At 71.4% G+C, this 23,156-nt stretch carries 19 protein-coding genes; 10 read left to right on the forward strand and 9 right to left on the reverse strand.

All coding sequences use genetic code 11. From position 1 onward, the window contains the following. The 6 genes from JHB91_RS12380 (at nucleotide 1) to JHB91_RS12405 (ending at nucleotide 8,135) form a co-directional block, all read left to right on the forward strand. Nucleotides 1–1,677, forward strand: coding sequence for a BatD family protein (locus JHB91_RS12380; RefSeq protein ID WP_233398696.1), 1,677 nt, complete (start codon nucleotides 1–3; stop codon nucleotides 1,675–1,677). Nucleotides 1,678–1,738: 61 nt separating this feature from the next. Next, the gene (locus JHB91_RS12385; protein WP_199473071.1) at nucleotides 1,739–3,067 is read left to right on the forward strand and encodes a dicarboxylate/amino acid:cation symporter; all 1,329 of its coding nucleotides are present in this window, start codon (nucleotides 1,739–1,741) and stop codon (nucleotides 3,065–3,067) included. Between the two features lie 94 nt (nucleotides 3,068–3,161). Beyond that, on the forward strand, nucleotides 3,162–5,150 hold the full coding sequence (tkt, locus tag JHB91_RS12390; RefSeq protein ID WP_199473072.1) for a transketolase: 1,989 nt from the start codon (nucleotides 3,162–3,164) through the stop codon (nucleotides 5,148–5,150). A 27-nt stretch (nucleotides 5,151–5,177) separates the two neighbouring features. Then, nucleotides 5,178–6,281, forward strand: a complete 1,104-nt coding sequence (locus tag JHB91_RS12395; RefSeq protein WP_199473073.1) for a PLP-dependent cysteine synthase family protein — start codon at nucleotides 5,178–5,180, stop codon at nucleotides 6,279–6,281. A 65-nt stretch (nucleotides 6,282–6,346) separates the two neighbouring features. Next, a complete protein-coding gene (locus tag JHB91_RS12400; RefSeq protein ID WP_199373482.1) occupies nucleotides 6,347–6,718 on the forward strand; it encodes a BlaI/MecI/CopY family transcriptional regulator in 372 nt (123 codons plus the stop codon). Continuing rightward, nucleotides 6,702–8,135 (forward strand): TonB family protein, encoded by a 1,434-nt coding sequence (locus tag JHB91_RS12405; RefSeq protein ID WP_199473074.1) that lies wholly within the window; start codon nucleotides 6,702–6,704, stop codon nucleotides 8,133–8,135. The genes JHB91_RS12400 and JHB91_RS12405 overlap by 17 nt, the downstream gene beginning before the upstream one ends. Before the next feature lie 64 nt (nucleotides 8,136–8,199). On the opposite strand, the gene JHB91_RS12410 is transcribed toward JHB91_RS12405, so the two are convergent. From JHB91_RS12410 to JHB91_RS12440, 7 genes are all read right to left on the reverse strand, one after another. After that, nucleotides 8,200–10,152, reverse strand: coding sequence for an acetyl-CoA hydrolase/transferase C-terminal domain-containing protein (locus JHB91_RS12410; protein WP_199473075.1), 1,953 nt, complete (start codon nucleotides 10,150–10,152; stop codon nucleotides 8,200–8,202). Between the two features lie 62 nt (nucleotides 10,153–10,214). After that, complete coding sequence (locus JHB91_RS12415) at nucleotides 10,215–10,835, reverse strand: ATP-binding cassette domain-containing protein (protein WP_199373478.1); 621 nt, start codon at nucleotides 10,833–10,835, stop codon at nucleotides 10,215–10,217. A 25-nt stretch (nucleotides 10,836–10,860) separates the two neighbouring features. Next, the gene (gene modB, locus JHB91_RS12420; RefSeq protein WP_199473076.1) at nucleotides 10,861–11,565 is read right to left on the reverse strand and encodes a molybdate ABC transporter permease subunit; all 705 of its coding nucleotides are present in this window, start codon (nucleotides 11,563–11,565) and stop codon (nucleotides 10,861–10,863) included. An 18-nt stretch (nucleotides 11,566–11,583) separates the two neighbouring features. After that, complete coding sequence (modA, locus tag JHB91_RS12425) at nucleotides 11,584–12,375, reverse strand: molybdate ABC transporter substrate-binding protein (protein ID WP_199473077.1); 792 nt, start codon at nucleotides 12,373–12,375, stop codon at nucleotides 11,584–11,586. A 4-nt stretch (nucleotides 12,376–12,379) separates the two neighbouring features. Then, nucleotides 12,380–13,261: an MBL fold metallo-hydrolase gene (locus JHB91_RS12430; protein WP_199473078.1), complete on the reverse strand. Its 882-nt coding sequence runs from the start codon at nucleotides 13,259–13,261 to the stop codon at nucleotides 12,380–12,382. Next, on the reverse strand, nucleotides 13,258–14,130 hold the full coding sequence (locus JHB91_RS12435) for a S1/P1 nuclease (RefSeq protein ID WP_199473079.1): 873 nt from the start codon (nucleotides 14,128–14,130) through the stop codon (nucleotides 13,258–13,260). The genes JHB91_RS12430 and JHB91_RS12435 overlap by 4 nt, the downstream gene beginning before the upstream one ends. A gap of 41 nt (nucleotides 14,131–14,171) precedes the next feature. After that, nucleotides 14,172–14,798, reverse strand: a complete 627-nt coding sequence (locus JHB91_RS12440) for an OmpW family outer membrane protein (RefSeq protein WP_199473080.1) — start codon at nucleotides 14,796–14,798, stop codon at nucleotides 14,172–14,174. 169 nt (nucleotides 14,799–14,967) lie between these two features. Between JHB91_RS12440 and gap the strand changes: the two genes are divergently transcribed. After that, complete coding sequence (gap, locus tag JHB91_RS12445) at nucleotides 14,968–15,972, forward strand: type I glyceraldehyde-3-phosphate dehydrogenase (RefSeq protein WP_199373472.1); 1,005 nt, start codon at nucleotides 14,968–14,970, stop codon at nucleotides 15,970–15,972. A 70-nt stretch (nucleotides 15,973–16,042) separates the two neighbouring features. Here gap and JHB91_RS13970 read toward each other — a convergent pair whose 3' ends face one another. Together JHB91_RS13970 and JHB91_RS13975 are read right to left on the reverse strand one after the other, a co-directional pair. Next, on the reverse strand, nucleotides 16,043–16,669 hold the full coding sequence (locus tag JHB91_RS13970; protein ID WP_233398697.1) for a DsbA family oxidoreductase: 627 nt from the start codon (nucleotides 16,667–16,669) through the stop codon (nucleotides 16,043–16,045). Nucleotides 16,670–16,674: 5 nt separating this feature from the next. Beyond that, on the reverse strand, nucleotides 16,675–17,175 hold the full coding sequence (locus tag JHB91_RS13975) for an RDD family protein (protein ID WP_233398698.1): 501 nt from the start codon (nucleotides 17,173–17,175) through the stop codon (nucleotides 16,675–16,677). A gap of 47 nt (nucleotides 17,176–17,222) precedes the next feature. On the opposite strand from JHB91_RS13975, the gene xerD reads away from it, so the two are divergent. From xerD to purL, 3 genes are all read left to right on the forward strand, one after another. Continuing rightward, entirely contained in the window at nucleotides 17,223–18,170 is a 948-nt protein-coding gene (gene xerD, locus JHB91_RS12455; RefSeq protein WP_199473081.1) for a site-specific tyrosine recombinase XerD, read from the forward strand. 114 nt (nucleotides 18,171–18,284) lie between these two features. Further along, nucleotides 18,285–19,112 carry a DsbC family protein gene (locus tag JHB91_RS12460; protein ID WP_199473082.1) on the forward strand — a complete coding sequence of 276 codons (828 nt, stop codon included), beginning with the start codon at nucleotides 18,285–18,287 and terminating at the stop codon, nucleotides 19,110–19,112. Nucleotides 19,113–19,196: 84 nt separating this feature from the next. Beyond that, nucleotides 19,197–23,138: a phosphoribosylformylglycinamidine synthase gene (purL, locus tag JHB91_RS12465; RefSeq protein ID WP_199473083.1), complete on the forward strand. Its 3,942-nt coding sequence runs from the start codon at nucleotides 19,197–19,199 to the stop codon at nucleotides 23,136–23,138. Nucleotides 23,139–23,156 lie beyond the last annotated feature (18 nt).

The following is a 23,156-nucleotide window of genomic DNA, read 5'->3' on the forward strand; positions in this document are numbered from 1 at the left end:
ATGCACATGATGATCCGCGCGCGCTGGATGCTGGCGCTGCTGCTCGGCCTGCTGCTCGGCCTGCTGCCGGTGCTGGCCCATGCCGAACTGCGTGCCTGGCTCGACCGCGACCGCGTCGGGCTCGGCGAAACCGTGACGCTCAACATCGAGACCGACGGCGGTGGTCAGCCGGACTACGCACCGCTCGCGGCCGATTTCGCGCTGAGCCAGCACGCGAGCCGGCAGCTTTTCGAGCGCCGCGGCGGCCGACAGGTGTCGCGCATGCTGTTCGCGGTGGCGTTGGAACCGCAGCGCGCTGGCAGCCTTACCGTGCCGGCACTGCGCGTCGGCGGCGAACGCACCGTGCCACTGGCGTTGTCGGTGGTGGCGGCAGCAGCCCCCGCGCGCGCACGCGGCAACGTGTTCATCGAAGCCGAGGTCGACGCGCCCGCGCCCTACGTGCAGCAGGCGGTCGGCTACACGCTGCGCCTGTACTACGCCTCGCAGCTGATTTCCGGCCAGCTCGATCTTCCGCCTCCACAGGGGGCGTCGCTGCAGCGCGTGGGCAGCGACGTGCAGTACAACCGCGACATCGGCGGCCGCCGCTACACCGTCGTCGAACGCCGTTACCTGCTGCTGCCCGAGCGCAGCGGCGCGTTGCTGCTGCCGGGCGCGCGCTTCGAAGGGCGCGGTGTCGGCAACCTGTTCGACGACATCTTCAACGATGGCCAGCGCGCGCTGTCGGCGAGCGGCCCGGCGATCACGCTCGACGTGCGGCCGATGCCGGCGGCCGCGCCGCAGCCGTGGCTACCGCTGCGCGGGCTGTCGATGCGCTGGGTGGACCCGCCACGCGCCGCACGCGTGGGCGACGCCACCACGGTCGAGCTAGAGATCGTCGCCGACGGAGCGATGGCCGCACAGCTGGCCGCACCGACCGTCGACGTCGACCAGGGCGGGCAGGTGTTCGCCGAGCCAGTGCAGGTGGATGAAACCGTGCGCGACGGGCGCCCGCAGCTGCGCCTGCTGCGACGCTTCTCGGTGCTTCCCGCGCGCGACGGCCGCCTGCGCGTGGTCGCGCCCACCATCGCGTGGTGGGACGTTGCCGCCGGCGCGGCGCGCGAAGCCGTCGTACCCGACCTCACGCTCGACGTCGCGCCCGCGCCCGGTGCGCGCGCAGATGCGACCGGCACGGCTGTCGCTGCCCGGACACCTGGCGACAGCGACGACTGGATCCGCGTGCCAGGCGTGCAGGGCGAAGTGCGCTCATGGGCGCTGGCCACGGTGGCGTTCGCGCTGTTGTGGCTGGTCACGCTGGGCTGGGCGCTGCAGCAGCGTCAGCGGGCCACGGCCGGCGCTGCCGCCGCGCCCTCGGCGCCCGCTGGAGCAGATGGCGACGACGCGCGCCCGGGCACGCCGCGTACGCTGCGCCGTGCGCTCGACACCGGCGACCTCGGCGACGTGGCACACGCCCTGTGCGCGCTTGGTACCCCACCTGCACCCGATCTCGACGTGCTCGCGCGCCGCATCGAACCCGGCCCGCAGCGCGCCGCCATCGCGCTGCTGCAGCAGGCGCGATGGGGTGGTGGCGATGCCGCCGGCGCGCGTGCGGCGGTGCGCGCCGCGTTCGCCGCCGGCCCGCGCTGGCGGGCCCCCGCGAGTCCGGAAGACGACGCGTTGCCGCCGCTGTATCCGCAGTGATCCCGGCGTGCCGGCCGCGCTTTGCTAAGCTCCGGCGGTCCAGCCACTCCGGAAACAACGCATGACCGAGTCGACCGCGCCTGCCAGGCAACGCATGCCGCTGCACTGGAAGATCGCCATCGGCTTCGTCGCCGGCCTGGCCGTCGGCCTGGCCGCCCACTACGGCTCCGGCGCCGATGCCGGCTGGGTGCAGGCGTTCACGCGCTACGTCACGCAGCCCTTCTCCACGCTGTTCCTCAGCCTGATCTTCATGATGATCGTGCCGCTGCTGTTCTCGGCGCTGGTGGTGGGCGTGTCGGAGATGGGCGACATCCGCTCGCTGGGACGCATCGGCTGGCGCACGCTCGGTTACACCGTGCTGCTGTCGGGGGTCGCGGTGGCGCTGGGCCTGGTGCTGGTCAACGTGTTCCGCCCCGGCGACGGCGTGGATCCCGAGCTCGCCCGGCAGCTGCTGGTCGAAGGCGCCGAGCGCACCGCGGCGATCGTGCGCGACAGCAGTGCGCAGGCCACGGGCGTGCAGATGCTGCTCGACATCGTGCCGCAGAACGTGATCGGCGCGGCGTCGAGCAACGCCAGCATCCTGGCGCTGATGTTCTTCGCGCTGATGTTCGGCATCGGCATCGTGATGAGCCCGGACAGCGCGGCGATCCGCACCCTGCGGCGCGGCATCGAGGGCATCTTCGAGGTCTCGATGACCCTGATCGGCCTGGTCATCCGGCTCGCGCCCTATGCGGTGTTCTGCTTCATGTTCAACCTGGCCGCGCTGTTCGGCTGGGACCTGCTGCTGCGCCTCGGCGAATACGTGCTGGTGGTGGTTGGCGCGCTTGCGATCCACATGCTGGTGGTCTACTCGCTGGCGCTGAAGTTCGTCGGCGGCTATTCGCCCGTGCGCTTCTTCAAGGGCGTGCAGGAAGCGATGCTGATGGCCTTCAGCACCGCGTCCAGCAATGCCACGCTGCCGACCGCGCTGCACGTGGCCGACACCGAGCTCAAGCTGCCGAGGGCGGTGTCGCGCTTCGTGCTGACCATCGGCGCCACCGCCAACCAGAACGGCACCGCGTTGTTCGAGGGCGTGACCGTGATCTTCCTGGCGCAGTTCTTCGGGGTCGAGCTCAGCCTCGGCCAGCAGGTGGTGGTGATGCTGGTGTGCATCCTCGGCGGCATCGGCACCGCTGGCGTGCCGTCCGGTTCGCTGCCGGTGGTGGCACTGATCTGCGCCATGGTCGGCGTGCCGCCGGAAGGCATCGGCCTGGTGCTGGGCGTCAACCATTTCCTCGACATGTGCCGGACCACGGTGAACGTCACCGGCGACCTGGGCATCGCGGCGATGGTGGCGCGCGACATCGAGGACGTGCCCGGCACGCCCGTGCCGGACGACAGCGCGGCCTGAACGGCGGGCCTGCGCCACAGTCCGGGCAGCGCGTCCGGGACACCGGCGGGCGGGGGTGGGACAATGGCGGCTTCGCCCGCCGCCGCCCCGAGACATGACCAGCCCCAGCCGACGCGACCTCGCCAACGCCATCCGCTTCCTCGCCGCCGACGCCGTGCAGGCGGCCAATTCCGGCCATCCCGGCATGCCCATGGGCATGGCCGACATCGCCGAAGTGCTCTGGAACGACTACCTGAGCCACAACCCGGGCAACCCCAAGTGGTTCAACCGCGACCGCTTCGTGCTGTCCAACGGCCACGGCTCGATGCTGCTGTATTCGCTGCTGCACCTCTCGGGCTACGACCTGCCGATGGAGGAGTTGCGCAACTTCCGGCAGATGGGCCACCGCACGCCGGGCCATCCCGAGAATTTCGTCACCGACGGGGTGGAGACCACCACCGGTCCGCTGGGCCAGGGCTTTGCCAACGCGGTCGGTTTCGCGCTCGCCGAGAAGCTGCTCGCGCAGCGCTTCAACCGCCCCGAGTACGCCGTGGTCGACCACCGCACCTGGGTGTTCATGGGCGACGGCTGCCTGATGGAGGGCATCTCGCACGAGGCCGCCTCGCTGGCCGGCACCTGGGGCCTGGGCAAGCTGGTCGCGTTCTGGGACGACAACCACATCTCGATCGACGGCGACACCGCCGGCTGGTTCACCGACGACACCCCGGCGCGCTTCGAGGCCTACGGCTGGCGCGTGATCCGCGACGTCGACGGCCATGACGCCAAGGCCGTCAAGGACGCGATCGAGCTGGCCATGCGCCACGACGACCGCCCGGTGCTGGTCTGCTGCCGCACCACGATCGGCTTCGGCTCGCCCGCCAAGGCCGGCAAGGAGTCGTCGCACGGGTCGCCGCTGGGGCGTGACGAACTCGAGGCCACGCGCAAGGCGCTGGGCTGGGAGCACGCGCCGTTCGAACTGCCGCAGGCGATCCAGGACGGCTGGCGTGCCACCGGCGCGGGCCTGGCGCGCGAAGCGCAGTGGAACCAGATGTTCGACGCCTACGCCGCGCGTCATCCCGAGCTTGCCGCGGAGCTCGTGCGCCGCTCGCACGCGGAACTCCCGGAGGGCTTCGCGGCCGCCGCGGACGCGTACGTCGCCAAGCTGCAGGCCGACGGCCCCACGGTCGCCTCGCGCAAGGCCTCGCAGATGGCGATCGAAGCCTTCGCGCCGCTGCTGCCCGAGCTGGTTGGTGGCTCGGCCGACCTGGCCGGTTCCAACCTGACCCTGTGGAGCGGCAGCAAGTCGGTGGCCAGCGACGCCCCCGATGCCAACTACGTCTATTACGGCGTGCGCGAATTCGCCATGACCGCGATCAGCAACGGCCTCGCGGTGCACGGCGGCTTCATTCCGTATGACGCCACGTTCCTGGTGTTCAGCGACTACGCGCGCAACGCGGTGCGCATGAGCGCGCTGATGGGCGCGCACGCGATCCACGTCTACACCCATGACTCGATCGGGCTCGGCGAGGACGGCCCGACGCACCAGCCGATCGAGCACCTGGCCAGCCTGCGTCTCATCCCCGGCAACGATGTCTGGCGTCCGTGCGACGCGGTGGAGTCGGCCGTGTCGTGGCGTGCCGCCATCGAACGCCAGGACGGCCCGAGCTGCCTGGTGTTCTCGCGCCAGAACCTCGCCCACCAGGCGCGCGACGCGGCGCAGGTCGCCGCCATCGGGCGCGGCGGCTACGTGCTGCGCGATTCGGTCGGCGCGCCGGAACTGATCCTGATCGCCACCGGGTCCGAAGTGGGCCTGGCGATGGATGCCGCCGCGCGCCTCGGCGACGGCGTGCGCGTGGTGTCGATGCCGTCGACCGACGTGTTCGACCGCCAGGACGCCGCGTATCGCGAAGCCGTGCTGCCGCGCGCCTGCCGCAAGCGCGTCGCGGTCGAGGCCGGTGTCACCGACATCTGGCGCAAGTACGTGGGCCTGGACGGCGCGGTGGTCGGCATCGACCGCTTCGGCGCCAGCGCACCGGCCGAGGTGCTGTTCCCGCATTTCGGCTTCACCGTCGACAAGGTGGTCGAGGCGGCGCGCGCGCTGTAGCGCCGCCGGCCAGCACCGGGAGTTTCCATGCCGCAGCGTGACTGGGTGGCGCGTGCCATCCACACCATCGAGGCCGACTTCAACCGGTCGGCCGACACCCACCTGATTCCGCTGGACGTGCCCGGCTATCCGGGCATCGACGTGTACCTGAAGGACGAGTCGAGCCATCCGACCGGCAGCCTCAAGCACCGGCTGGCGCGCTCGCTGTTCCTGTACGCGCTGGCCAACGGCTGGCTGCGCGAAGGGCGGCCGGTGGTGGAGGCGTCGAGCGGATCGACTGCGGTGTCGGAAGCGTATTTCGCGCGGCTGCTGGGCCTGCCGTTCATCGCGGTGATCCCGGCATCGACCTCGCCGGAAAAAATCGCCGCGATCGAATTCCATGGCGGCCGCTGCCACCTGGTGCAGACCGCCTGCGCGCTGGATTCCGAATCGCAGCGCGTGGCGGCCGAGACCGGCGGCCACTTCATGGACCAGTTCACCTACGCCGAGCGCGCCACCGACTGGCGCGCCAACAACAACATCGCCGAATCGATCTTCCGGCAGATGGCGGAGGAGCGGCACCCGGTTCCGGAATGGATCGTGTGCAGCCCGGGCACCGGCGGCACCGCCGCCACGCTGGGGCGCTACGTGCGCTATCGCCGCCACGCCACGCGCGTGCTGTGCGCGGATCCGCAGGAATCGGTGTTCCATCAGGCTTACCGTGCGGCAGTGGCCGGGCAGCCGTGGCGCCACTTCACCCATCCCTGCGGCTCGCGCGTGGAAGGCATCGGCCGCCCACGCGTGGAGGCGAGCTTCATTCCCGGCTGCATCGACGCCATGGTCAAGGTGCCCGACGCCCTGGCGCTGGCGGCGATGCGCCACGTCAGCGCGCGCCTCGGTCGCCGCGTCGGCGGATCCACCGGCACCAATTTCATCGGCGTCCTGCACGCGGCGCAACGCATGGCGGTCGAAGGGCGCAGCGGTTCGATCGTCACCATCCTCTGCGACAGCGGCGACCGCTACGCGCACAGCTATTACGCACCTGCCTGGTACGCCACCAACGCCATCGACACGGTGTACGCCGATGCGGCCGTTGAGGCGGGCGCCGCCGGCGGCGACATCCCGGGGCTGGAGCCCGTTCGCGCCACCTGACACGCTGCGCTTGACAGCACGATTGTTTACGCCTGTAATCAGTTCAAATTACGGGTGTAATCGTCATGTCGATCAGCGATGCCGAAGCGGTGGTGATGGACGTGCTCTGGCGGCGGCAGCCGCTGGCCGCCGAAGACGTGGTGGCGCAGCTGGCCGCCAGTTCGGAATGGGCGGAACCGACCATCAAGACCCTGCTCAACCGCCTGCTGCGCAAGGGCGCGGTGCGCGCCGAGCGCGACGGTCGCCGCTATCTGTATTCCCCGGTGCTGACCCGCGAAGCGTGGGTGGCGCAGCAGAGCCAGGGCGTGGTGGACCGCCTGTTCGGCGGGCGCGTGGCGCCGCTGGTGGCGCACTTCAGCGAGCGCGGCAAGCTCAGCCCGGCCGACATCGCAGAACTCCGCCGCCTGATCGATGGGCTTGATGATGATCGCCGCTGACACGCTGCTGCGCTGGCTCGTCGACGGCAGCCTCGCGGCGAGCGCGGCGCTGCTGCTGGTGCTCGCGCTGCGGCATCCGTTGCGTCGCGCGTTCGGCGCGCGCGTGGCGTACGGCGCGTGGGCGCTGGTGCCGCTGGCGATCGCCGCGGCCGCGTTGCCGCGCCCGGCCCCCGGCCAAGGGTTCGCTCCGGCGCTGCTGTCACTGCACCCGGGGGTGCTGGTGATGCCGTCGACAGGCTCTACGCTGACCGCGACCGGCATCGACTGGCCGCTGCTGCTGGCTTCGGCCTGGCTGATTGGCGGCGTGTTCGTCGCCCTGCGTTTCCGGGCGCAACAGCGGGGTTACGTGGCGGCGCTTGGCCACCTCGAACAGACCGCGGACGGGAGCTGGCGCGGCGTTGGCGTGGAGGCACCGGCGGTGGTGGGCGCGATGCGGCCGCGCATCGTGCTGCCTGTCGATTTCGAAGCCCTGCACGCAGCGGACGAAGCCGCGCTGGTGGTCGCACACGAGCGCGCCCATCTCGCGCGCGGCGACACGCGCGCCAACCTGCTGGCGGTCGCGTTGCGCTGCCTGCACTGGTTCAACCCCTTCCTGCACCTGGCCGCGCGCGGATTCCGCCTCGACCAGGAGCTTGCCTGCGATGCCACGGTGCTCGCGCGCCACCCGCATGCCCGTCGCCGCTACGCGGACGCGATGTTGAACGTGCAACTGGCCGTCCCTGGACTGCCGGTCGGTTGCCATTGGCAGTCCAGCCAATTCCTGAAGGAGCGCATCCTCATGTTGAAACAACCGCAACCCGGAGTCGTCCGCCGTCGCACCGGCGCCCTGGCCCTGGGCGTCGTGCTGGCGGGCTGCAGCTACGCCGCCTGGGCGGTCCGCCCGGCTGCCGCACCACCTCCACCGCCGGTTCCGCCGGTGCTCGCCGCGCCTGCGGTGCCCGACGCGCCGCCGGCGCCGCCTCCGCCACCGGATGCCACGGCGGTGGACGCAGCCGACGCACCGCCGGCTCCACCGGCGCCGCCCGGACTCGCCCGTGCGCCGTCACCACCGGCATTGCCGGCACCGCCGGCGCCCGCCGCTCCTGCCAACGCACCCGCGCCGCCGGTTCCCGCCGCGGCTCCGTCGTCCGCCGCACCGCCCGCACCGCCCGCGCCACCTGCAGCACCGGTCATGACGGCGCCGCGCTATCCGGCCGCCGCCGTTGCCGCAAAACAGAGCGGGCGGGTCGTGCTGAAGCTGCTGGTGGGCACTGACGGCAGCGTCAGGGACGCAGTGGTCGAACAGTCGACGCCGGAGGGCGTGTTCGACGCGGCGACGCTCGAGGCCGCCCGCAACTGGCGCTTCAATCCCGAGCAGTCGGACGGCAAGCCGGTCGAGGGCTGGATCCGCGTGCCCGTGGACTTCGCACTGGACTGACCCGCAGTGCCGGGTACGCCCGGCCAGGCGCCGCCGACACCCCGCGGTGTCGGGGGCGCGCGCTTCAGGCGGTACGTGTTTGCGCGAGCGCGTATGCGAGCAACCGAGCAGAGAGTCGCTCGCCGGACGAGGCGGGAGCCGACAGCACCATCCGCTCCAGCGCTTCACGGTCGTCCGCGCCCCTGGTGACCAGGGCGGCCGCCACGGTGCGCAGCAGGCGCCAGCGGTTCGAGGTGTTCGCCTGCAGCCAGCCCAGCGCCTTGGCCAGGCGCTGTTCGACGTCGGTGAAGTCGCTGCCGAGCGGATAGTCGGGCAGGGTGCCGTCGCGGCGGAACGGCGCGAGCGCTTCGCGCAGCCGCGCCGGCGTGTTGCGCGCCCACGATGCCGGCGGCGCGAAGTCGCCGCGCAGCTTGCGATGCTGCTTCGCCTCGGCCAGCAATCCGGGGCTGAAGCGTGCATCGCAGATCGCCGTCATCGCCACCACGCAATCCTCGTCGGCCAGGCCGCGCACATCGGCGATGCCGTACTCGCTGATGTAGATGTCGCGCAGGTGCCGCGGGATGGTGGTGTGGCCGTAGTTCCAGCGCAGGTTGGATTGCGCCGCGCCGCCAGTCTCGCGCGTCGCCCGCAGCAGCAGCGTGGAGCGCGCGTCGGGCAGCGCGTGCGCCATCGACACGAAGTCGTACTGGCCGCCCACGCCCGACACCACCTCGCCGTCGGCAAGGCCGTCGGAAACCGCCGCGCCGAGCGCGGTGGCCATCATGCAGCTGTTGAAGAAGCGTGCATCGCGGCGCTGCACGCGCGCCAGCGCCTCGTCGCCGAGCGGCAGCATGTTCAACTCGCTGATGCGGCGCATGCCGATGCCGTGGCGCGTGTCGTCATCCAGCGTGCGCAACCAGTCGTAGAACTCCGCTGAGCCAAGGTAGAAGCCGCCATGCAGGAACTGCCCGTCGCGCGTCTGCAGCTCGCGGTCGAGTTCGCTGGCGCTGCCATCGTCGAGGCGCTGCTGCAGCGGCAGCTTGTCGACCACGCGCCGGCGCACCACGCCGCACTGCACCAGGCGGCGGAAGCCTTCGTTGACCATTTCGCTGCAGCCGTACAGGCCGATCGCGAAAGGTCCAAGGCCACCACTGGCCAGCACGGCCGGATGCGCTTCGATGCCCGGGTCGAGTGCCTGCAGCACGCGCCGGTAGGCGGCGTTGTCGGTGTGGCGCAGCGCCAGCGCGTGGCAGATCGCGTCGGCCAGTGCACCGATGCCGAGTTGCAGGGTGCCGCCGTCGCGCACCAGGGCGCTGGCGTACAGGCCGATCGCATGGTCGGCATCGCCGACCGCCTGGCGCGGCAGCGCGAACAGCTTCGGATACGGCGCCGGCGGCGCCACGATCAGGTCGAAGAATCCGGCGTCGACCGCTGCGGTGCCGCCGAGCCACGGCAGCTCCGGATCGATCTCGGCGACCAGCAGCGGCCGCGGGTGCCCGGCGACGGCGAGCGCATCGATCGTATCCAGCGTGAGGTCGGTGTTGGATGACAGCGACAGCCGTGTACCGCCGGCGTCCACCGCGACTTTCTGCACGATGCAGCCCACGCCGCGCGCGGCCAGCGTGCGCGCCACGTGGGTGTAGTTGAGGCTGGCGTAGTGGCGCTGTGCCTGGCTGGAGCGCAGCAGCGCGCCGCCCTGGAGATAGAACTCCTCGATGACGATGTTGTCGGGCAACGCGTCGCGCCGCTGCGCGCGCACCCAGTCCAGGCGCGGGAAGTCGTCGCCGAACTGGCGGGTTAGGAACGGCGCCAGGAAGCGCCGCTGCAGATCGCTGCCGCCGGCCACGGGCGGGTCCAGCGACAGCGCCGTGTAGATGTGCAGGCGGCGCGCGGGGTCGCGCTGGATGCGGCCATACAGGGCGTTGAGCAGGCGGTGCGGCTTGCCGAGTCCGAGCGGGGTGGCGACATGCAGCGTGCCCGGGATCCGCGCCACGATCCGGTCGACGGCAAGCTCAAGCGAGTCGAGCACTTCGGTCATCGGCGCAGGATACGTCCGTGGCCGTGAACAGGCGTGCTGCGCCGCCGGACTGTCCGCAGGCGTCAGTCCAGCACGTGGACCGCGCTGGTCATGCGCCGCACCTCGTCCTCGGCATGGCTGACATGGACCATCGGCAGCCGCACCTCGTCGCGCACCCGCTGCAGCCACGGGATCAGCTCTTCGCGGCGCGCCAGGTCGAGCGCGGACAGCGGCTCGTCGAGCAGCAGGATCGCCGGCTGCGCGAGCAGGGCGCGGCCGATGGCGACGCGCTGCGCCTCGCCGCCGGACAGGTTGGCGGTGGGGCGCGCCAGCAGCGCGCCGATGCCGAGCAGCGCGACGACGTCATCCAGCCCGAAGCGCTCGACCTCGCCGCGCCGCGCATGGCGGCCATACAGCAGGTTGCCGCGGACATCGAGGTGCGGGAACAGCCGCGCATCCTGGAACACGTAGCCGACACGGCGCCGGTGCGCCGGCAGGTCGATGCCGCGCGCGGCGTCGAACAGCACGCGGCCGTCGACGGCGATGTGCCCTGAGAGCGGGCGCACCAGCCCGGCGATCGCATTGAGCACCGTGGTCTTGCCGGCGCCGGAGGGCCCTGTCAGCGCGACCACGCGCGCCGCATCCTCGATGCGCACGTGGCGCTCGAAGCGGCCGCGCCGCAGGTGGATGTCCAGGCTCAGCATCGGCCCGGCTCGGGATGCGGCAGGTTCATGCGCCGTCCCCCGCATCGCGGTGGCCGTGCTGGCGGCGCACCAGCCACTCCGAGGCCAGCAGCGCCAGCAGCGAGATCGCCACCGCCACCGCCGCCAGCCGCCAGATGCCGGACTCGCCACCCGGGACCTGCATCAGCCCGTAGATCGCCGTCGACAGCGTCTGCGTCTCGCCGGGAATGTTGGACACGAAGGTGATGGTGGCGCCGAACTCGCCCAGCGCCTTGGCGAAGCCGAGCACCGCACCAGCCACGATTCCCGGCCACGCCAGCGGCAGCGTGACCGTTGCGAACACACGCCAGGGATTGGCACCGAGCGTGGCCGCCGCCTGCTCCAGGCGGCGGTCGACGTTTTCGATGGACAGGCGGATCGCGCGCACCATCAGCGGGAAGCCCATGATCGCGCTGGCCAGCGCCGCGCCGGTCCAGCGGAACGCGACGCCGATGCCGAACTGCTCGGCCAGGAATCCGCCGATCGCACCCTGGTTTCCGAACAGCACCAGCAGCGCATAGCCCACCACCACCGGCGGCAGCACCAACGGCAGGTGCACCAGTGCATCGAGCAGCGCCTTGCCCGGAAAGCGCCCGCGCGCCAGCAGCCAGGCCACGGCAATGCCGGCCGGGAGGCTGGCCAGCGCCGCCGTGCTGGCCACTTTCAGGCTCAGCGCGATGACGGTGAGCTCGGCCGCGGTGAAGAGGGACATGCGTGCAGTGTCGCCCGCTCAGCGCAGGCTGAAGCCATGGCGCACGAAGATCGCCCGCGCCGGCGGCGAGTGCAGCCAGCGCACGAACGCCGCGCCGTGGGGATGCCGGCTGGCCGCGACACGCGCCACCGGATACACGATCGGCGGATGCGAGGCGGCCGGGAACGTGGCGAGCACGCGCACGCGCGGCTCGGCGCGGGCATCGCTGGCGTACACGACGCCCAGCGGCACCTCGCCGCGTGCCACCAGCATCAGCGCCGCACGCACGTTCGCGGTGCCGGCCACGCGCGGTTTCAGCGCGTCCCACATGCCTAGCGACGCGAAGGCGGCACGCGCGTACTTCCCGGCAGGCACGCTGTCCACCATGCCCAGCGCGATGCGGCCGCGCGCACCGAGCAGCGGCAGCAGGTCGCTGCCCGGGCCCAGCGCGAACGGCCGTGCAGCGCTGCGCGCCGGCGCGATGAGCACCAGCGTGTTGCCGAGCAGCTCACTGCGCGTCGCGGCGTCGATCAGGCCCTGTGCCTGCAGCACGTTCATCCAGTCGAGGTCGGCGGAAACGAACACATCCGCCGGCGCGCCCTGCTGGATCTGCCGCGCCAGCGCCGGGCTGGCGGCGTATGACACGCGCACCGCCTGGCCGGTGGCCTCCCGGTAGGCACTCGCGGCTTCGTCCATCGATTCCTGCAGGCTGGCTGCGGCAAACACGGTGAGCGGGCCGGCCGCCGGTCCGCTGGCGCGCGCGCTGGCCGATGGCCACCACGCGGCCAGCGCGAGCACGGCAAGCAGGCACGAGGCGACGCGCACGGACATGCCGCTACAGCGCGTCCAACGGCAGGTTGATGTAGCGGATGCCGTTGTCGCGCGGCTCCGGCAGCGCGCCGGCGCGGATGTTGACCTGCACCGACGGGATGATCAGCGCCGGCATGGCCAGCGTCGCGTCGCGCGCCTCGCGCGTTGCGACGAAGGCGTCCTCGTCGATGCCGTCGCGCACGTGGATGTTGGCCTGCCTCTGCGCGGCGATGCTGGTCTCGCAGGCGACCGGGCGGCCGCCGGGTGCGTAGTCGTGGCACACGAACACGCGGGTCGCGTCCGGCAGGGTGTCGAACAGGCGGCGGATGGAGCGGTACAGCGTGGCGGCGCTGCCGCCGGGGAAATCGCAGCGCGCGGTGCCGCCGTCGGGCATGAACAGCGAGTCGCCGGTGAACAGCGCGTCGCCGACCAGGTAGGCATTGCTGTCGCTGGTGTGGCCGGGCACCGGGATAGCGCGGCAGGCCAGGCCGCCGATCGCGAACACCTCGTCGGCGGCGAACAGGTGATCGAACTGCGAACCGTCGACGGCAAAGCCCGCACCCAGGTCGAAGACATCGCGGAAGCGTGCTTGCACGCTGCGGATGCCCTCGCCGATGGCGATCGGCGCGGCGTTGAAGTGGGTGGCCTTGAGCCAGTGCGCGGCCGACAGGTGGTCGGCGTGGGCGTGGGTTTCCAGCAGCCAGTCGACGCGGTAGCCGTGCTGGCGCACGCAATCGACCAGCCCCGTCGCCGATGTCGTCGCGGTGCGCCCCGACGCCATCTCGAAATCGAGCACCGGGTCGATGATCGCGGCGGCGCCGCTGGCCGGGTCCGCCACCACGTAGCTCCAGGTGCCGGTGCCGGCATGGTGGAACGGGTGGACGCGCGGTGCGGCGACGGTGTTCACGGCGTGGGCGCGGAATCCGTTGCAGCGGCCGGCGCGGCGACGGTTGGCGCGAGCGCATGGTTGAGCATCGCCGCCAGCCGCGTGCCGGCCTTGCGCAGGCGGTCTTCGACGATCGGCAGGCGTGCGTCCAGGAACGCCTCGTCGAGGACGCGCCGGCCCTCGGGCGGATAGACGTCCCCGGTTTCGATGATGCGGCAGGATTCCAGTGCCCAGTCGAGCGCGGGTGTCTGCGAGCCCAGCGTCGGGTCGGCGGGCAGCGGCGGGCGCGCCAGCAATTCGGCGGCATGGGCCGGCGACTTCAGGCCGCGACGCTCGAGGATGGTCCCGTCCCAGATGCGATGCATGTTGCTGCCATCGCCCCTGTAGTTGACCTGGTGGCGGTTGCCGCCGGCATCGTCGCGCAGGCCAGCGTGCAGCGGCTGGTGCGCATCGCCGACGAAATGCACGAGGAACTTCAGCGCTTCGCGGCGCTGGGCGTCCGGACGGCCGTGCTGCGCAAGCGTGAGGTACTGGCGGTTGATGGCGCCCACCACGCAGTCGTTGCCCGGGCAGTCGCTCGCCGCATCGAACGCGCAGCGGCCCTGGAAATTGATGTAGTGCCAGCGCGCACTCGCCTTGGCGGCTTCGGGGTCGGTGTCGCGCAGTTCATCGGCCCATGCCGCGATGCCGGCGAGCGTGGGGGCGGGCTCGCCGGCCAGCAGGCGGTCGACTTCGGCGCGCGCGGCGGGCGTGAGGCCGGCCTCGGCGATGCGGGCGACGATACGGTGGCCCTCGGCGCTCCACGCCAGCGCGTCGCCGGCGGCGAACGCGCCGGCGATGGCCAGCAGTGGGGCAAGGAAACGCAGGCGGTACAGGGGGTGTGGACGCATGCGGCGATTCTAGCGCGCGTGCGTTACCGCCCGCCTTCCGGTCAGAAGCGCATGACGTAGGCGGCGCCGTATACCAGCGGGTCGATGTTGGCGGTGCCGAGGTGGGCGCCGTCCAGCTTCACGTCACTGTCGATGTCCATCCAGCGCACGTCGACGCGGATCGAGCCCTTTTCGCCCACCTTGAAATCGATGCCGGCGTGCAGCGCGAGGCCCCAGGAGTCGTCGAGTTCGAGCTTGCTGCCGGCGAGCGCGCCGCGGGTGTCCTCGCTGAAGAACGTGGTGTAGTTCACGCCCGCGCCAAGCAGCGGCGACACCTTGCCCTGGCCGTTGAAGTGGTACTGCAGGCTGACGGTGGGCGGAAGGTGCTTGGTGCTGCCCACGTGCCCCAGGCCGTCGACGTGGATGTCGTGCTGGAAGGGCAGTGCAGCGAGGACCTCGAGGCCGAGGTTGTCGCGCACGAAGTATTCCACCGCGATCGTCGGGCGCGTGCTGGAGCCGATGTCCAGCGGCAGCGTGCCGGCGGCCAGCGCGCCGTTGTCGGAATGCGCCCTGACCTGGTGCGCGCCGAGCGCGACGGTCCAGTCGCCGGCCGACTGGGCGAGCGCGGATGGGGCGGCGAGGGCGCCGGAAATGGCGAGGACGAGGAGGGGAAGGGTGTTGCGGGGCATTGACGCACCTGTCGTGAGTGGAGGGTGGCGTCATGATGCGTCGGCCCATACGGGCCCGCATTGATCGTGGTCAAGGCCGGCCGGGCGCGGGCGGGCCTGCTAAAATAGGCGTTCTGCGTGTTCCACCCACCCTTGCCGCGGCGCGCGGCGATACGGAGTCAGCATTCCCATGGCGATCAAGGTAGGCATCAACGGTTTCGGCCGCATCGGGCGCAACGTCCTGCGTTCGGCGGTGGAGAATTTCGGCAGCGACATCGAGATCGTCGCCATCAACGACCTGCTCGAGCCGGACTACCTGGCCTACATGCTGCAGTACGACTCGGTGCACGGCCGCTTCCAAGGCGAGGTCTCGGTGGACGGCGACACGCTGGTGGTCAACGGCAAGCGCATCCGCCTGACCCAGGAACGCGATCCGGCCAACCTGAAGTGGGGCGAGGTGGGTGCCGACGTGGTGATCGAATCCACCGGCCTGTTCCTGACGAAGGAAACCGCGCAGAAGCACATCGACGCGGGCGCGAAGAAGGTGATCCTGTCGGCGCCGTCCAAGGACGACACGCCGATGTTCGTGTACGGCGTGAACGACGCCAAGTACGCCGGCGAGGCGATCATCTCCAACGCCTCCTGCACCACCAACTGCCTGGCGCCGATCGCCAAGGTGATGCACGACAAGTGGGGCATCAAGCGCGGCCTGATGACCACGGTGCACGCCGCCACCGCGAGCCAGAAGGTGGTTGACGGCCCGAGCAACAAGGACTGGCGCGGCGGCCGCGGCATCCTCGAGAACATCATCCCGTCGTCCACCGGCGCGGCCAAGGCGGTCGGCGTGGTCATCCCCGAGCTCAACAAGAAGCTCACCGGCATGAGCTTCCGCGTGCCGACTTCCGACGTGTCGGTGGTCGACCTGGTGGTCGAGCTGGACAACCCGGCGACCTACGCCGAGATCTGCGCGGAAATGAAGGCGCAGAGCGAAGGCGCGCTGAAGGGCGTGCTCGGCTACACCGAGGACAAGGTGGTCGCCACCGATTTCCGCGGCGATACCCGCACCTCGATCTTCGACGCCGAAGCCGGCATCGCGCTCGACTCCACCTTCGTCAAGCTGGTCAGCTGGTACGACAACGAGTGGGGCTATTCCAACAAGTGCCTGGAAATGGTGCGGGTGGTCGCGGCGAAGTAAGTCGCACCAGCCACGTGTTCCACCCGAAGCCCCGCATGACGCGGGGCTTCTTGTTTCCGGCGCCGGCCGCTCAGGCGAGCTTGCGCAGCGCCTCGGCGAAGGCCTCCGGCGGCTGCGCGCCCTGCACGCCGTGGCGGCCATCGATGACGAAGGTCGGCACCGCGCGGATGCCCAGCGCCTGCGCCTGGCCGATGCCGGCGCGCACCTCGGCAAGGCCTTCGTCGGACGCAAGCAGCGCGCGTACGCGCGCTGCGTCCAGGCTCCCGGTGGCGCCGGCGTCGACCAGCACCGCCGGGTCGGCCAGGTTGCGGCCCTCGGCGAAATGCGCGCGGAACAGCGCTTCGACGACCGCGTCCTGGTCGCCCTCGCGCCCGGCGAGCCAGATCAGGCGATGCGCCGGCAGGGTGGTCACGCGCACCTGGCCACGGCTGAAATCCATCGGCAGGCCCTCGGCGCGCGCCGTGGACTGCGTCTGCGCCAGCAGCTCCGCGGCGCGCTCGGCGCCGCCGAACTTGGCGGCATAGGCCTCGCGCAGTGGCACCGGCGTGGCATCGGCATCGGGATCCAGCAGGTAGGGATGCCAGCGCACCTGGAGGTCCGGGGCGTCATCGCCGAGCAGCGCCAGGGCGCGTTGGAAACGGTGCTTGCCGATCCAGCACCAGGGGCAGACCACGTCGGACCAGATGTCGATGCGCATCGCGGTCACCTCGCCTTGGGTTCGCGCCGCAGGCGCGTATGGCTGGCACGGTCGTGCCAGGTGAGGCGGTCGCGGTCGAGCCACGCCCACCAGAAGCCTGCGCCCGCGGCCAACAGCGACAGCGTGCCCACCGCATAGCGCAGCCACAGCGTCTGCCAGGATGGCGCCAGGCCGCTTTCGGCGACCACGCGCAGCCGCCACGGACGCATGCCCAGCGTCTGCCCACCGCGCTTCCAGCTGACGGTGGCGTAGGCGCCGGCGGCCAGCCAGCAGGCCAGCCACAGCAGCCACTGCAGCAGGCTGAAGGGCGGGATGTTCTGGCGTGCGTCGTGCCCGGCCAGCATGTAGCCGAAGGCTAACAGCGCGGACAGCGCGAACCACAGCGCGAGCGCCGGCCACAGGTCGTAGAACAGCGCCAGCAGGCGCCAGCCGACCACGGCCTGCGGACGCGTAGGCGTGGCGGGCGCAGCCGGCGTGGCGGCGCTGTTGGAAGCATGGGAAGGCATCGCCACAGGATAGCCGGCGCATCGCGGCGGCGGCTAAGCTGGCGGCGATGACCGCGTCGACACCCGCCGAGCGCCGCATGCGCAGCATGCGCCTGCCGCCCCTGCATGACGCCGATGCACGCGCGATCGCGGCCTTCCTCGATGCCTGGTGGGCCGAATCCGGCGCCGCGCGGCAGACGCTGGACGCCTACCGCCGCGACCTCGAAGGCTTCGCGCGCTGGCGCGACCGCGGCGACATCGCCGTCGCCGACCGCGCCGGCCTGTTCGACTACCTCGCCTGGCGCACCCGCGAGGGCTGGTCGCCACGCAGCAACGCCCGGCTGCTGTCGGCGCTGCGCGGGTTCTACGGCTGGCGGCTGCTGCAGGGCCTGCGTGGCGACGATCCCACGGCCCTGCTGGACCCGCCGCGGTTGCCGCGGCTGCTGCCCAAGGCACTCTCCGAGGCCGAGGTCGACCGCCTGCTGGAGGTGCCCGACATCGACGCCGCCACCGGCCTGCGCGACCGCGCGATGCTGGAGCTGATGTACGCCTGCGGCCTGCGGGTCAGCGAACTGGTCAACCTGCCGGCCACCGCCGTCAACCTGCGCCAGGGCGTGCTGCGGGTGCTCGGAAAGGGCGGCAAGGAACGCCTGGTGCCGCTGGGCGAAGAGGCCCAGGACTGGCTGCAACGCTACCTGGCGACGGCCCGCCCGCAGCTCGCGGGACGCCACGCACCTGCGGCGCTGTTCATCACAGCGGGGGGCGAAGCGCCGACCCGGCAGGCGTTCTGGGCCCTGGTGAAGCGGCACGCCGCCGCGGCCGGCATCGATCCGGCGCGGGTCAGCCCCCACGGCCTGCGCCACAGCTTCGCCACCCACCTGCTCAACCGCGGCGCCGACCTGCGCGCGCTGCAGATGCTGCTCGGCCACAGCTCGCTGTCGACCACCCAGATCTACACCCTGGTGGCGCGCGAGCAGCTCAAGCGCCTGCACGCCCGCCACCACCCCCGCGCCTGAGTCGCGACTGAGCCACTGCGCGGGGCGCTGGCCTCGCGCTTGTGCACGCATGCGAGAATGCCGGCTCACGCGCCCGCCCCGTGCCCCGATGGCGCCCTCCTGCCGAGACCGCGAATGAAGTTCCTGCTGCCCCTGATGCTCTGCGCCGTCAGCCTCACCGCCTGTGCCGAGTCGCCGGCGCCCGGCGCGGGCGCTACGCCCGGCTCCGGCGATGCAGGTGCGGCCGCCACGGTGGTCCCCGCTGCCGGCCAGGTCCCGAAGGTCGAAGCGGGCACGCCGGACGAGCGCGCGGTTGCCGCCATCCAGACCATCAACCCGCGGGTGCGCATCGACCACGTCGGCGCGGCGCCGCTGCCGGGCTTTCGCGAGCTGATCGTCGGCGGACAGGTGATCTACGTCAGCGATGACGGCCGCTACCTGCTGCAGGGCGCGCTGTTCGACGTCAAGGAGCAGAAGGACCTGAGCCAGGGCGGGCTGGCCACGCTGCGCCGCGACCTGCTGAAGACCATCCCGGCCAAGGACCGCATCATCTTTGCCGCGGACAAGCCGGTCTACACCGTCGCGGTGTTCACCGACGTCGAGTGCGGCTACTGCCGCAAGCTGCACCAGGACATCGCCGAGTACAACAAGCGCGGCATTTCCATCGAGTACCTGGCGTTCCCGCGCATGGGCCCGGCCAGCGAGGACTTCCGCAAGATGGTCTCGGTCTGGTGTGCCATGGACCGTCGCCAGGCGCTCACCGATGCCAAGCAGGACAAGCGCGTGCCGCAGCGCGACTGCACCAACCCGGTCGCCATGCAGTACGACATCGGCCAGCGCGTCGGCCTGACCGGCACGCCGATGATCGTCACCGCCGAGGGCATGCAGATGCCCGGCTACATGCCACCGGACGCGCTGCGCGCGGCGCTGGACAAGCTGGCCGCCGAGGCCGGCAACCTCTGAGCGGTTCCGCCGCTTGCGGCCCCGGCGCGCGCCGGGGCCCGGCTTCGCTACAATGACCGGCCCGTTCCACGGTCAATCCCGGACATGATCGTCCTCGAGGGCCTGCCAGCCCTGTCGCCGTTTCGGCGTGAACGCCTTCAGGCCCGCCTGCAGGCCATTGCCCCCGCCGTCCGCGTCACCGGCGCCTGGCACGTCTACTGGGTCGAGCCCGTTGCGGGCGCAACGCCCGACCGCGCCATCCTGCATCGCATCCTCGAAGCCGCCGAAGGCACGGCCGAAGCCGCCGCGGATGCCGCCAGCCGCTACGTCGCGCCGCGCCTCGGCACCATCTCGCCGTGGGCCAGCAAGGCCGGCGAGCTGCTGCGCGACGTCGGCCAGCCGGTGCGCAGGGTGGAGCGCGGCACGCGCATCGACATCGCCGGCTGGCCGTCCGATGCCGCCACCGCGGGTGCGCTGGCCCGTGCGCTGCACGACCCGATGACGCAGTCGCTGCTCGACAGCCACGACCAGGCCGCGGCGCTGTTCACCGCGCCGGCGCGCGGCAGCGTCGAAGTCATCCCGCTGGACATGCTCGAAGAGGCCAACCAGCGCCTCGGCCTGGCCCTGGCGGACGACGAGATCGCCTACCTGCGCGAGCGCTACGCCGCGCTCGGCCGCGACCCGCACGATGTCGAACTGATGATGTTCGCGCAGGCCAACTCCGAGCACTGCCGGCACAAGATCTTCAACGCCAGCTGGACCATCGACGGCCAGGACATGCGCATCGACGGTGGCGCGGCCAACGGCGGCGCGCAGACGCTGTTCAAGATGATCCGCCACACCCACGCGCAGACGCCGCAGCACACGCTGTCGGCCTACAGCGACAACGCGGCGGTGGTGGAAGGCTATCCGGCGCAGCGCTTCCGCCCGGATCCCGGGACCGGCCGCTACCGCGCCGAGCCGCTGCGCGACTCGGCGTTCTGCATCAAGGTCGAGACCCACAACCATCCCACCGCGATCTCGCCGTTCGCGGGTGCCTCCACCGGCGCCGGCGGCGAGATCCGCGACGAAGGCGCCACCGGCCGCGGCGGCAAGCCCAAGGCCGGGCTGGCCGGCTTCAGCGTGTCGCACCTGCGCATCCCGTCGCTGCCGCAGCCCTGGGAGCAGCCACGCGAACTCAACCCGCGCATGGCCTCGGCGCTCGAGATCATGACCGAGGGGCCGTTGGGCGCCGCGGCGTTCAACAACGAGTTCGGGCGTCCCAACCTCACCGGCTATTTCCGCAGTTTCGAACTGGTGGAAGGCGACGGCCTGGTGCGCGCCTACGACAAGCCGATCATGCTCGCCGGCGGACTGGGCGCGATCGACCGCGAACAGGTCGCCAAGCGCCGGCTGTCACCCGGCGATGCCGTGGTGGTGCTGGGTGGCCCGTCGATGCTGATCGGTCTCGGCGGCGGTGCTGCCAGTTCCGTGGCCTCCGGCGAAAGCGCGGAAGACCTCGATTTCGCCAGCGTGCAGCGCGACAACCCGGAAATGGAGCGGCGCTGCCAGGACGTGATCGACCGCTGCGTCGCGCTGGGCGAAGACGGCAACCCGATCAAGTGGTGCCACGACGTCGGCGCCGGTGGTCTGTCCAACGCCATCCCCGAACTGCTTCACGATTCCGGCGTGGGCGGCGTGATCGACCTCGACCGCGTGCCCAGCGACGACCCCTCGCTGTCGCCGATGCAGCTGTGGTGCAACGAATCGCAGGAGCGCTACGTGCTGGGCATCGCGCCGGACCGCGTCGCCGAGTTCGCCGCACTGTGCGAGCGCGAGCGCTGCCCGTTCGCCGTGGTCGGATACGCGACGGAAGAGGAGCGCCTGGTGGTGGGGTACGGGGTGTCGCCATCCCAGCCCACGGGGCATGCCACGCCCGCCATCGATCTCCCCATGGACCTCATCTTCGGCAAGACGCCCAAGATGCACCGCGACAGCAGCCGTACCGCGGCTGCGCGCTGGCCGCAGCTCAACGCGCGCGCGCTGGCTGCGGGCCAGACGCCGGGCGAGGCGCTGCGCCAGGCCGGCCTGCGGGTGCTGGCGCATCCCACCGTCGCCGCCAAGCAGTTCCTGGTCACGATCGGCGACCGCAGCGTCGGCGGGCTGACCGCGCGCGACCAGATGATCGGCCCCTGGCAGCTGCCGCTGGCCGACTGCGCGATCACCCTGGCCGGATTCCACGGCCACGCGGGCGAGGCCATGGCGATCGGCGAGCGCACGCCGCTGGCGCTGATCGATGCCGCCGCCAGCGCGCGCATGGCGGTCGGCGAGGCCATCACCAACCTCTGCGCCGCGCCGGTCGAGTCGCTGGCGCGCACCAAGCTCTCGGCCAACTGGATGGCCGCCGCCGGGCATCCCGGCGAGGACGCGCGCCTGTATGACGCCGTGCACGCCGTGGGCATGGAGCTGTGCCCGGACATCGAGCTGTCGATCCCGGTCGGCAAGGACTCGCTGTCGATGCAGGCGCAATGGCAGGCCGACGGCGAGACCCGCAGGTCGGTGTCGCCCGTTTCGCTGGTGGTCACGGCGTTCGCGCCGGTCGCCGATGTGCGCCAGCAGCTCACGCCGCTGCTTTCGCGCGAGCCGGGTACCGAGCTGTGGCTGATCGGGCTGGGCGCGGGCAAGCAGCGCATGGGCGGATCGATCCTGTCGCAGTGCCACGATGCATTCGGCGGTGCCTGCCCGGACCTCGACGACGCGCAGCGCCTGCGCGACTTCTTCGAGCTGATCCGCGCCGCGCGCGAAGCCGGGCTGCTGCACGCCTACCACGACCGGTCCGACGGCGGCGTTTTCGCCACCCTTTGCGAGATGGCGTTCTGCTCGCGCGTCGGCCTCGACATCGACCTCGATGCCTGGGGCGACGACCGCACCGAAGACGTGTTCCGCACGCTGTTCAACGAGGAGCTGGGCGCGGTGGTGCAGATCGCCGCGGAAGACCGCGTCGAGTTCGCCGACCTGGTCGCGCGGCATGGCCTGGTCGAATGCGCGCAGCGCATCGCACGGCCGACCACCGCGTCCGCGGTGCGCGTTCTGGCCGATGGCGAAGTGCTTGCCGAGTGGAAGTGGGAAGAACTGATCGAGGCCTGGTGGTCGGTAAGCCACGCCATGCAGCGCCAGCGCGACAATCCCGAATCCGCCGACGCCGAGCGCGAGGCCACCCTGCGCTTCGACGCCCCGGGCCTGCAGCCGAAGCTCGGCTTCGATCCCGGCGACGACATCGGCGCGCCGTACATCGCCACCGGTGCCGCGCCACGCGTGGCGATCCTGCGCGAACAGGGCGTCAACGGCCAGGTGGAGATGGCGGCCGCGTTCTCGTTGGCCGGCTTCGACGCGATCGACGTGCACATGAGCGACCTGATCGAAGGCCGCGCCACGCTTGCCGGTTTCGCGGGCTTCGCCGCCTGCGGCGGCTTCAGCTACGGCGACGTGCTTGGCGCCGGCCGCGGCTGGGCCACCTCGATCCTCGAGCGCGACACGCTGCGTGACATGTTCGAGCGCTTCTTCGCGCGCGGCGACAGCTTCGCGCTGGGCGTGTGCAACGGCTGCCAGATGCTGTCGCAGCTCAAGGACATCGTGCCGGGCGCCACGCACTGGCCGCGCTTCCTGCGCAACCGCAGCGAGCAGTTCGAGGCGCGCCTGTCGATGCTGGAAGTGGTCGAGTCACCGTCGCTGTTCCTGCGCGGCATGGCCGGCTCGCGGATCCCGGTGGTGGTGTCGCACGGTGAAGGCCGCGCGGAATTCGCCGGTCCTGCCGACCAGACGGCCGCGCGCGTCGCATTGCGCTACGTCGACGGCGATGGCCGTCCGGCCATCGCGTATCCCGCCAACCCGAACGGCTCGGATGCCGCCGTCGCCGGACTCACCAGTGACGACGGCCGGGTGACGCTGATGATGCCGCACCCCGAACGCACCCTCGCCACGGCCAACTTCAGCTGGGCGCCGACCGCATGGCCGGACGCCTCGCCGTGGCTCAGGATGTTCAGGAACGCGCGAGTCGCGATCGGCTGAAACAGGGAGCTTGCCGCG

It is taken from the genome of Luteimonas sp. MC1828 (genome assembly GCF_016461615.1).
Lineage (GTDB): Bacteria > Pseudomonadota > Gammaproteobacteria > Xanthomonadales > Xanthomonadaceae > Luteimonas.

Coding starts and splice junctions, on each gene's coding strand:
- JHB91_RS12380 (WP_233398696.1), top strand. CDS start 1: ATGCACATGATGATCCGCGCGCGCTGGATGCTGGCGCTGCTGCTCGGC.
- JHB91_RS12385 (WP_199473071.1), top strand. CDS start 1,739: ATGACCGAGTCGACCGCGCCTGCCAGGCAACGCATGCCGCTGCACTGG.
- tkt (WP_199473072.1), top strand. CDS start 3,162: ATGACCAGCCCCAGCCGACGCGACCTCGCCAACGCCATCCGCTTCCTC.
- JHB91_RS12395 (WP_199473073.1), top strand. CDS start 5,178: ATGCCGCAGCGTGACTGGGTGGCGCGTGCCATCCACACCATCGAGGCC.
- JHB91_RS12400 (WP_199373482.1), top strand. CDS start 6,347: ATGTCGATCAGCGATGCCGAAGCGGTGGTGATGGACGTGCTCTGGCGG.
- JHB91_RS12405 (WP_199473074.1), top strand. CDS start 6,702: ATGATGATCGCCGCTGACACGCTGCTGCGCTGGCTCGTCGACGGCAGC.
- JHB91_RS12410 (WP_199473075.1), bottom strand. CDS start 10,152: ATGACCGAAGTGCTCGACTCGCTTGAGCTTGCCGTCGACCGGATCGTG.
- JHB91_RS12415 (WP_199373478.1), bottom strand. CDS start 10,835: ATGCTGAGCCTGGACATCCACCTGCGGCGCGGCCGCTTCGAGCGCCAC.
- modB (WP_199473076.1), bottom strand. CDS start 11,565: ATGTCCCTCTTCACCGCGGCCGAGCTCACCGTCATCGCGCTGAGCCTG.
- modA (WP_199473077.1), bottom strand. CDS start 12,375: ATGTCCGTGCGCGTCGCCTCGTGCCTGCTTGCCGTGCTCGCGCTGGCC.
- JHB91_RS12435 (WP_199473079.1), bottom strand. CDS start 14,130: ATGCGTCCACACCCCCTGTACCGCCTGCGTTTCCTTGCCCCACTGCTG.
- JHB91_RS12440 (WP_199473080.1), bottom strand. CDS start 14,798: ATGCCCCGCAACACCCTTCCCCTCCTCGTCCTCGCCATTTCCGGCGCC.
- gap (WP_199373472.1), top strand. CDS start 14,968: ATGGCGATCAAGGTAGGCATCAACGGTTTCGGCCGCATCGGGCGCAAC.
- JHB91_RS13970 (WP_233398697.1), bottom strand. CDS start 16,669: ATGCGCATCGACATCTGGTCCGACGTGGTCTGCCCCTGGTGCTGGATC.
- JHB91_RS13975 (WP_233398698.1), bottom strand. CDS start 17,175: ATGCCTTCCCATGCTTCCAACAGCGCCGCCACGCCGGCTGCGCCCGCC.
- xerD (WP_199473081.1), top strand. CDS start 17,223: ATGACCGCGTCGACACCCGCCGAGCGCCGCATGCGCAGCATGCGCCTG.
- JHB91_RS12460 (WP_199473082.1), top strand. CDS start 18,285: ATGAAGTTCCTGCTGCCCCTGATGCTCTGCGCCGTCAGCCTCACCGCC.
- purL (WP_199473083.1), top strand. CDS start 19,197: ATGATCGTCCTCGAGGGCCTGCCAGCCCTGTCGCCGTTTCGGCGTGAA.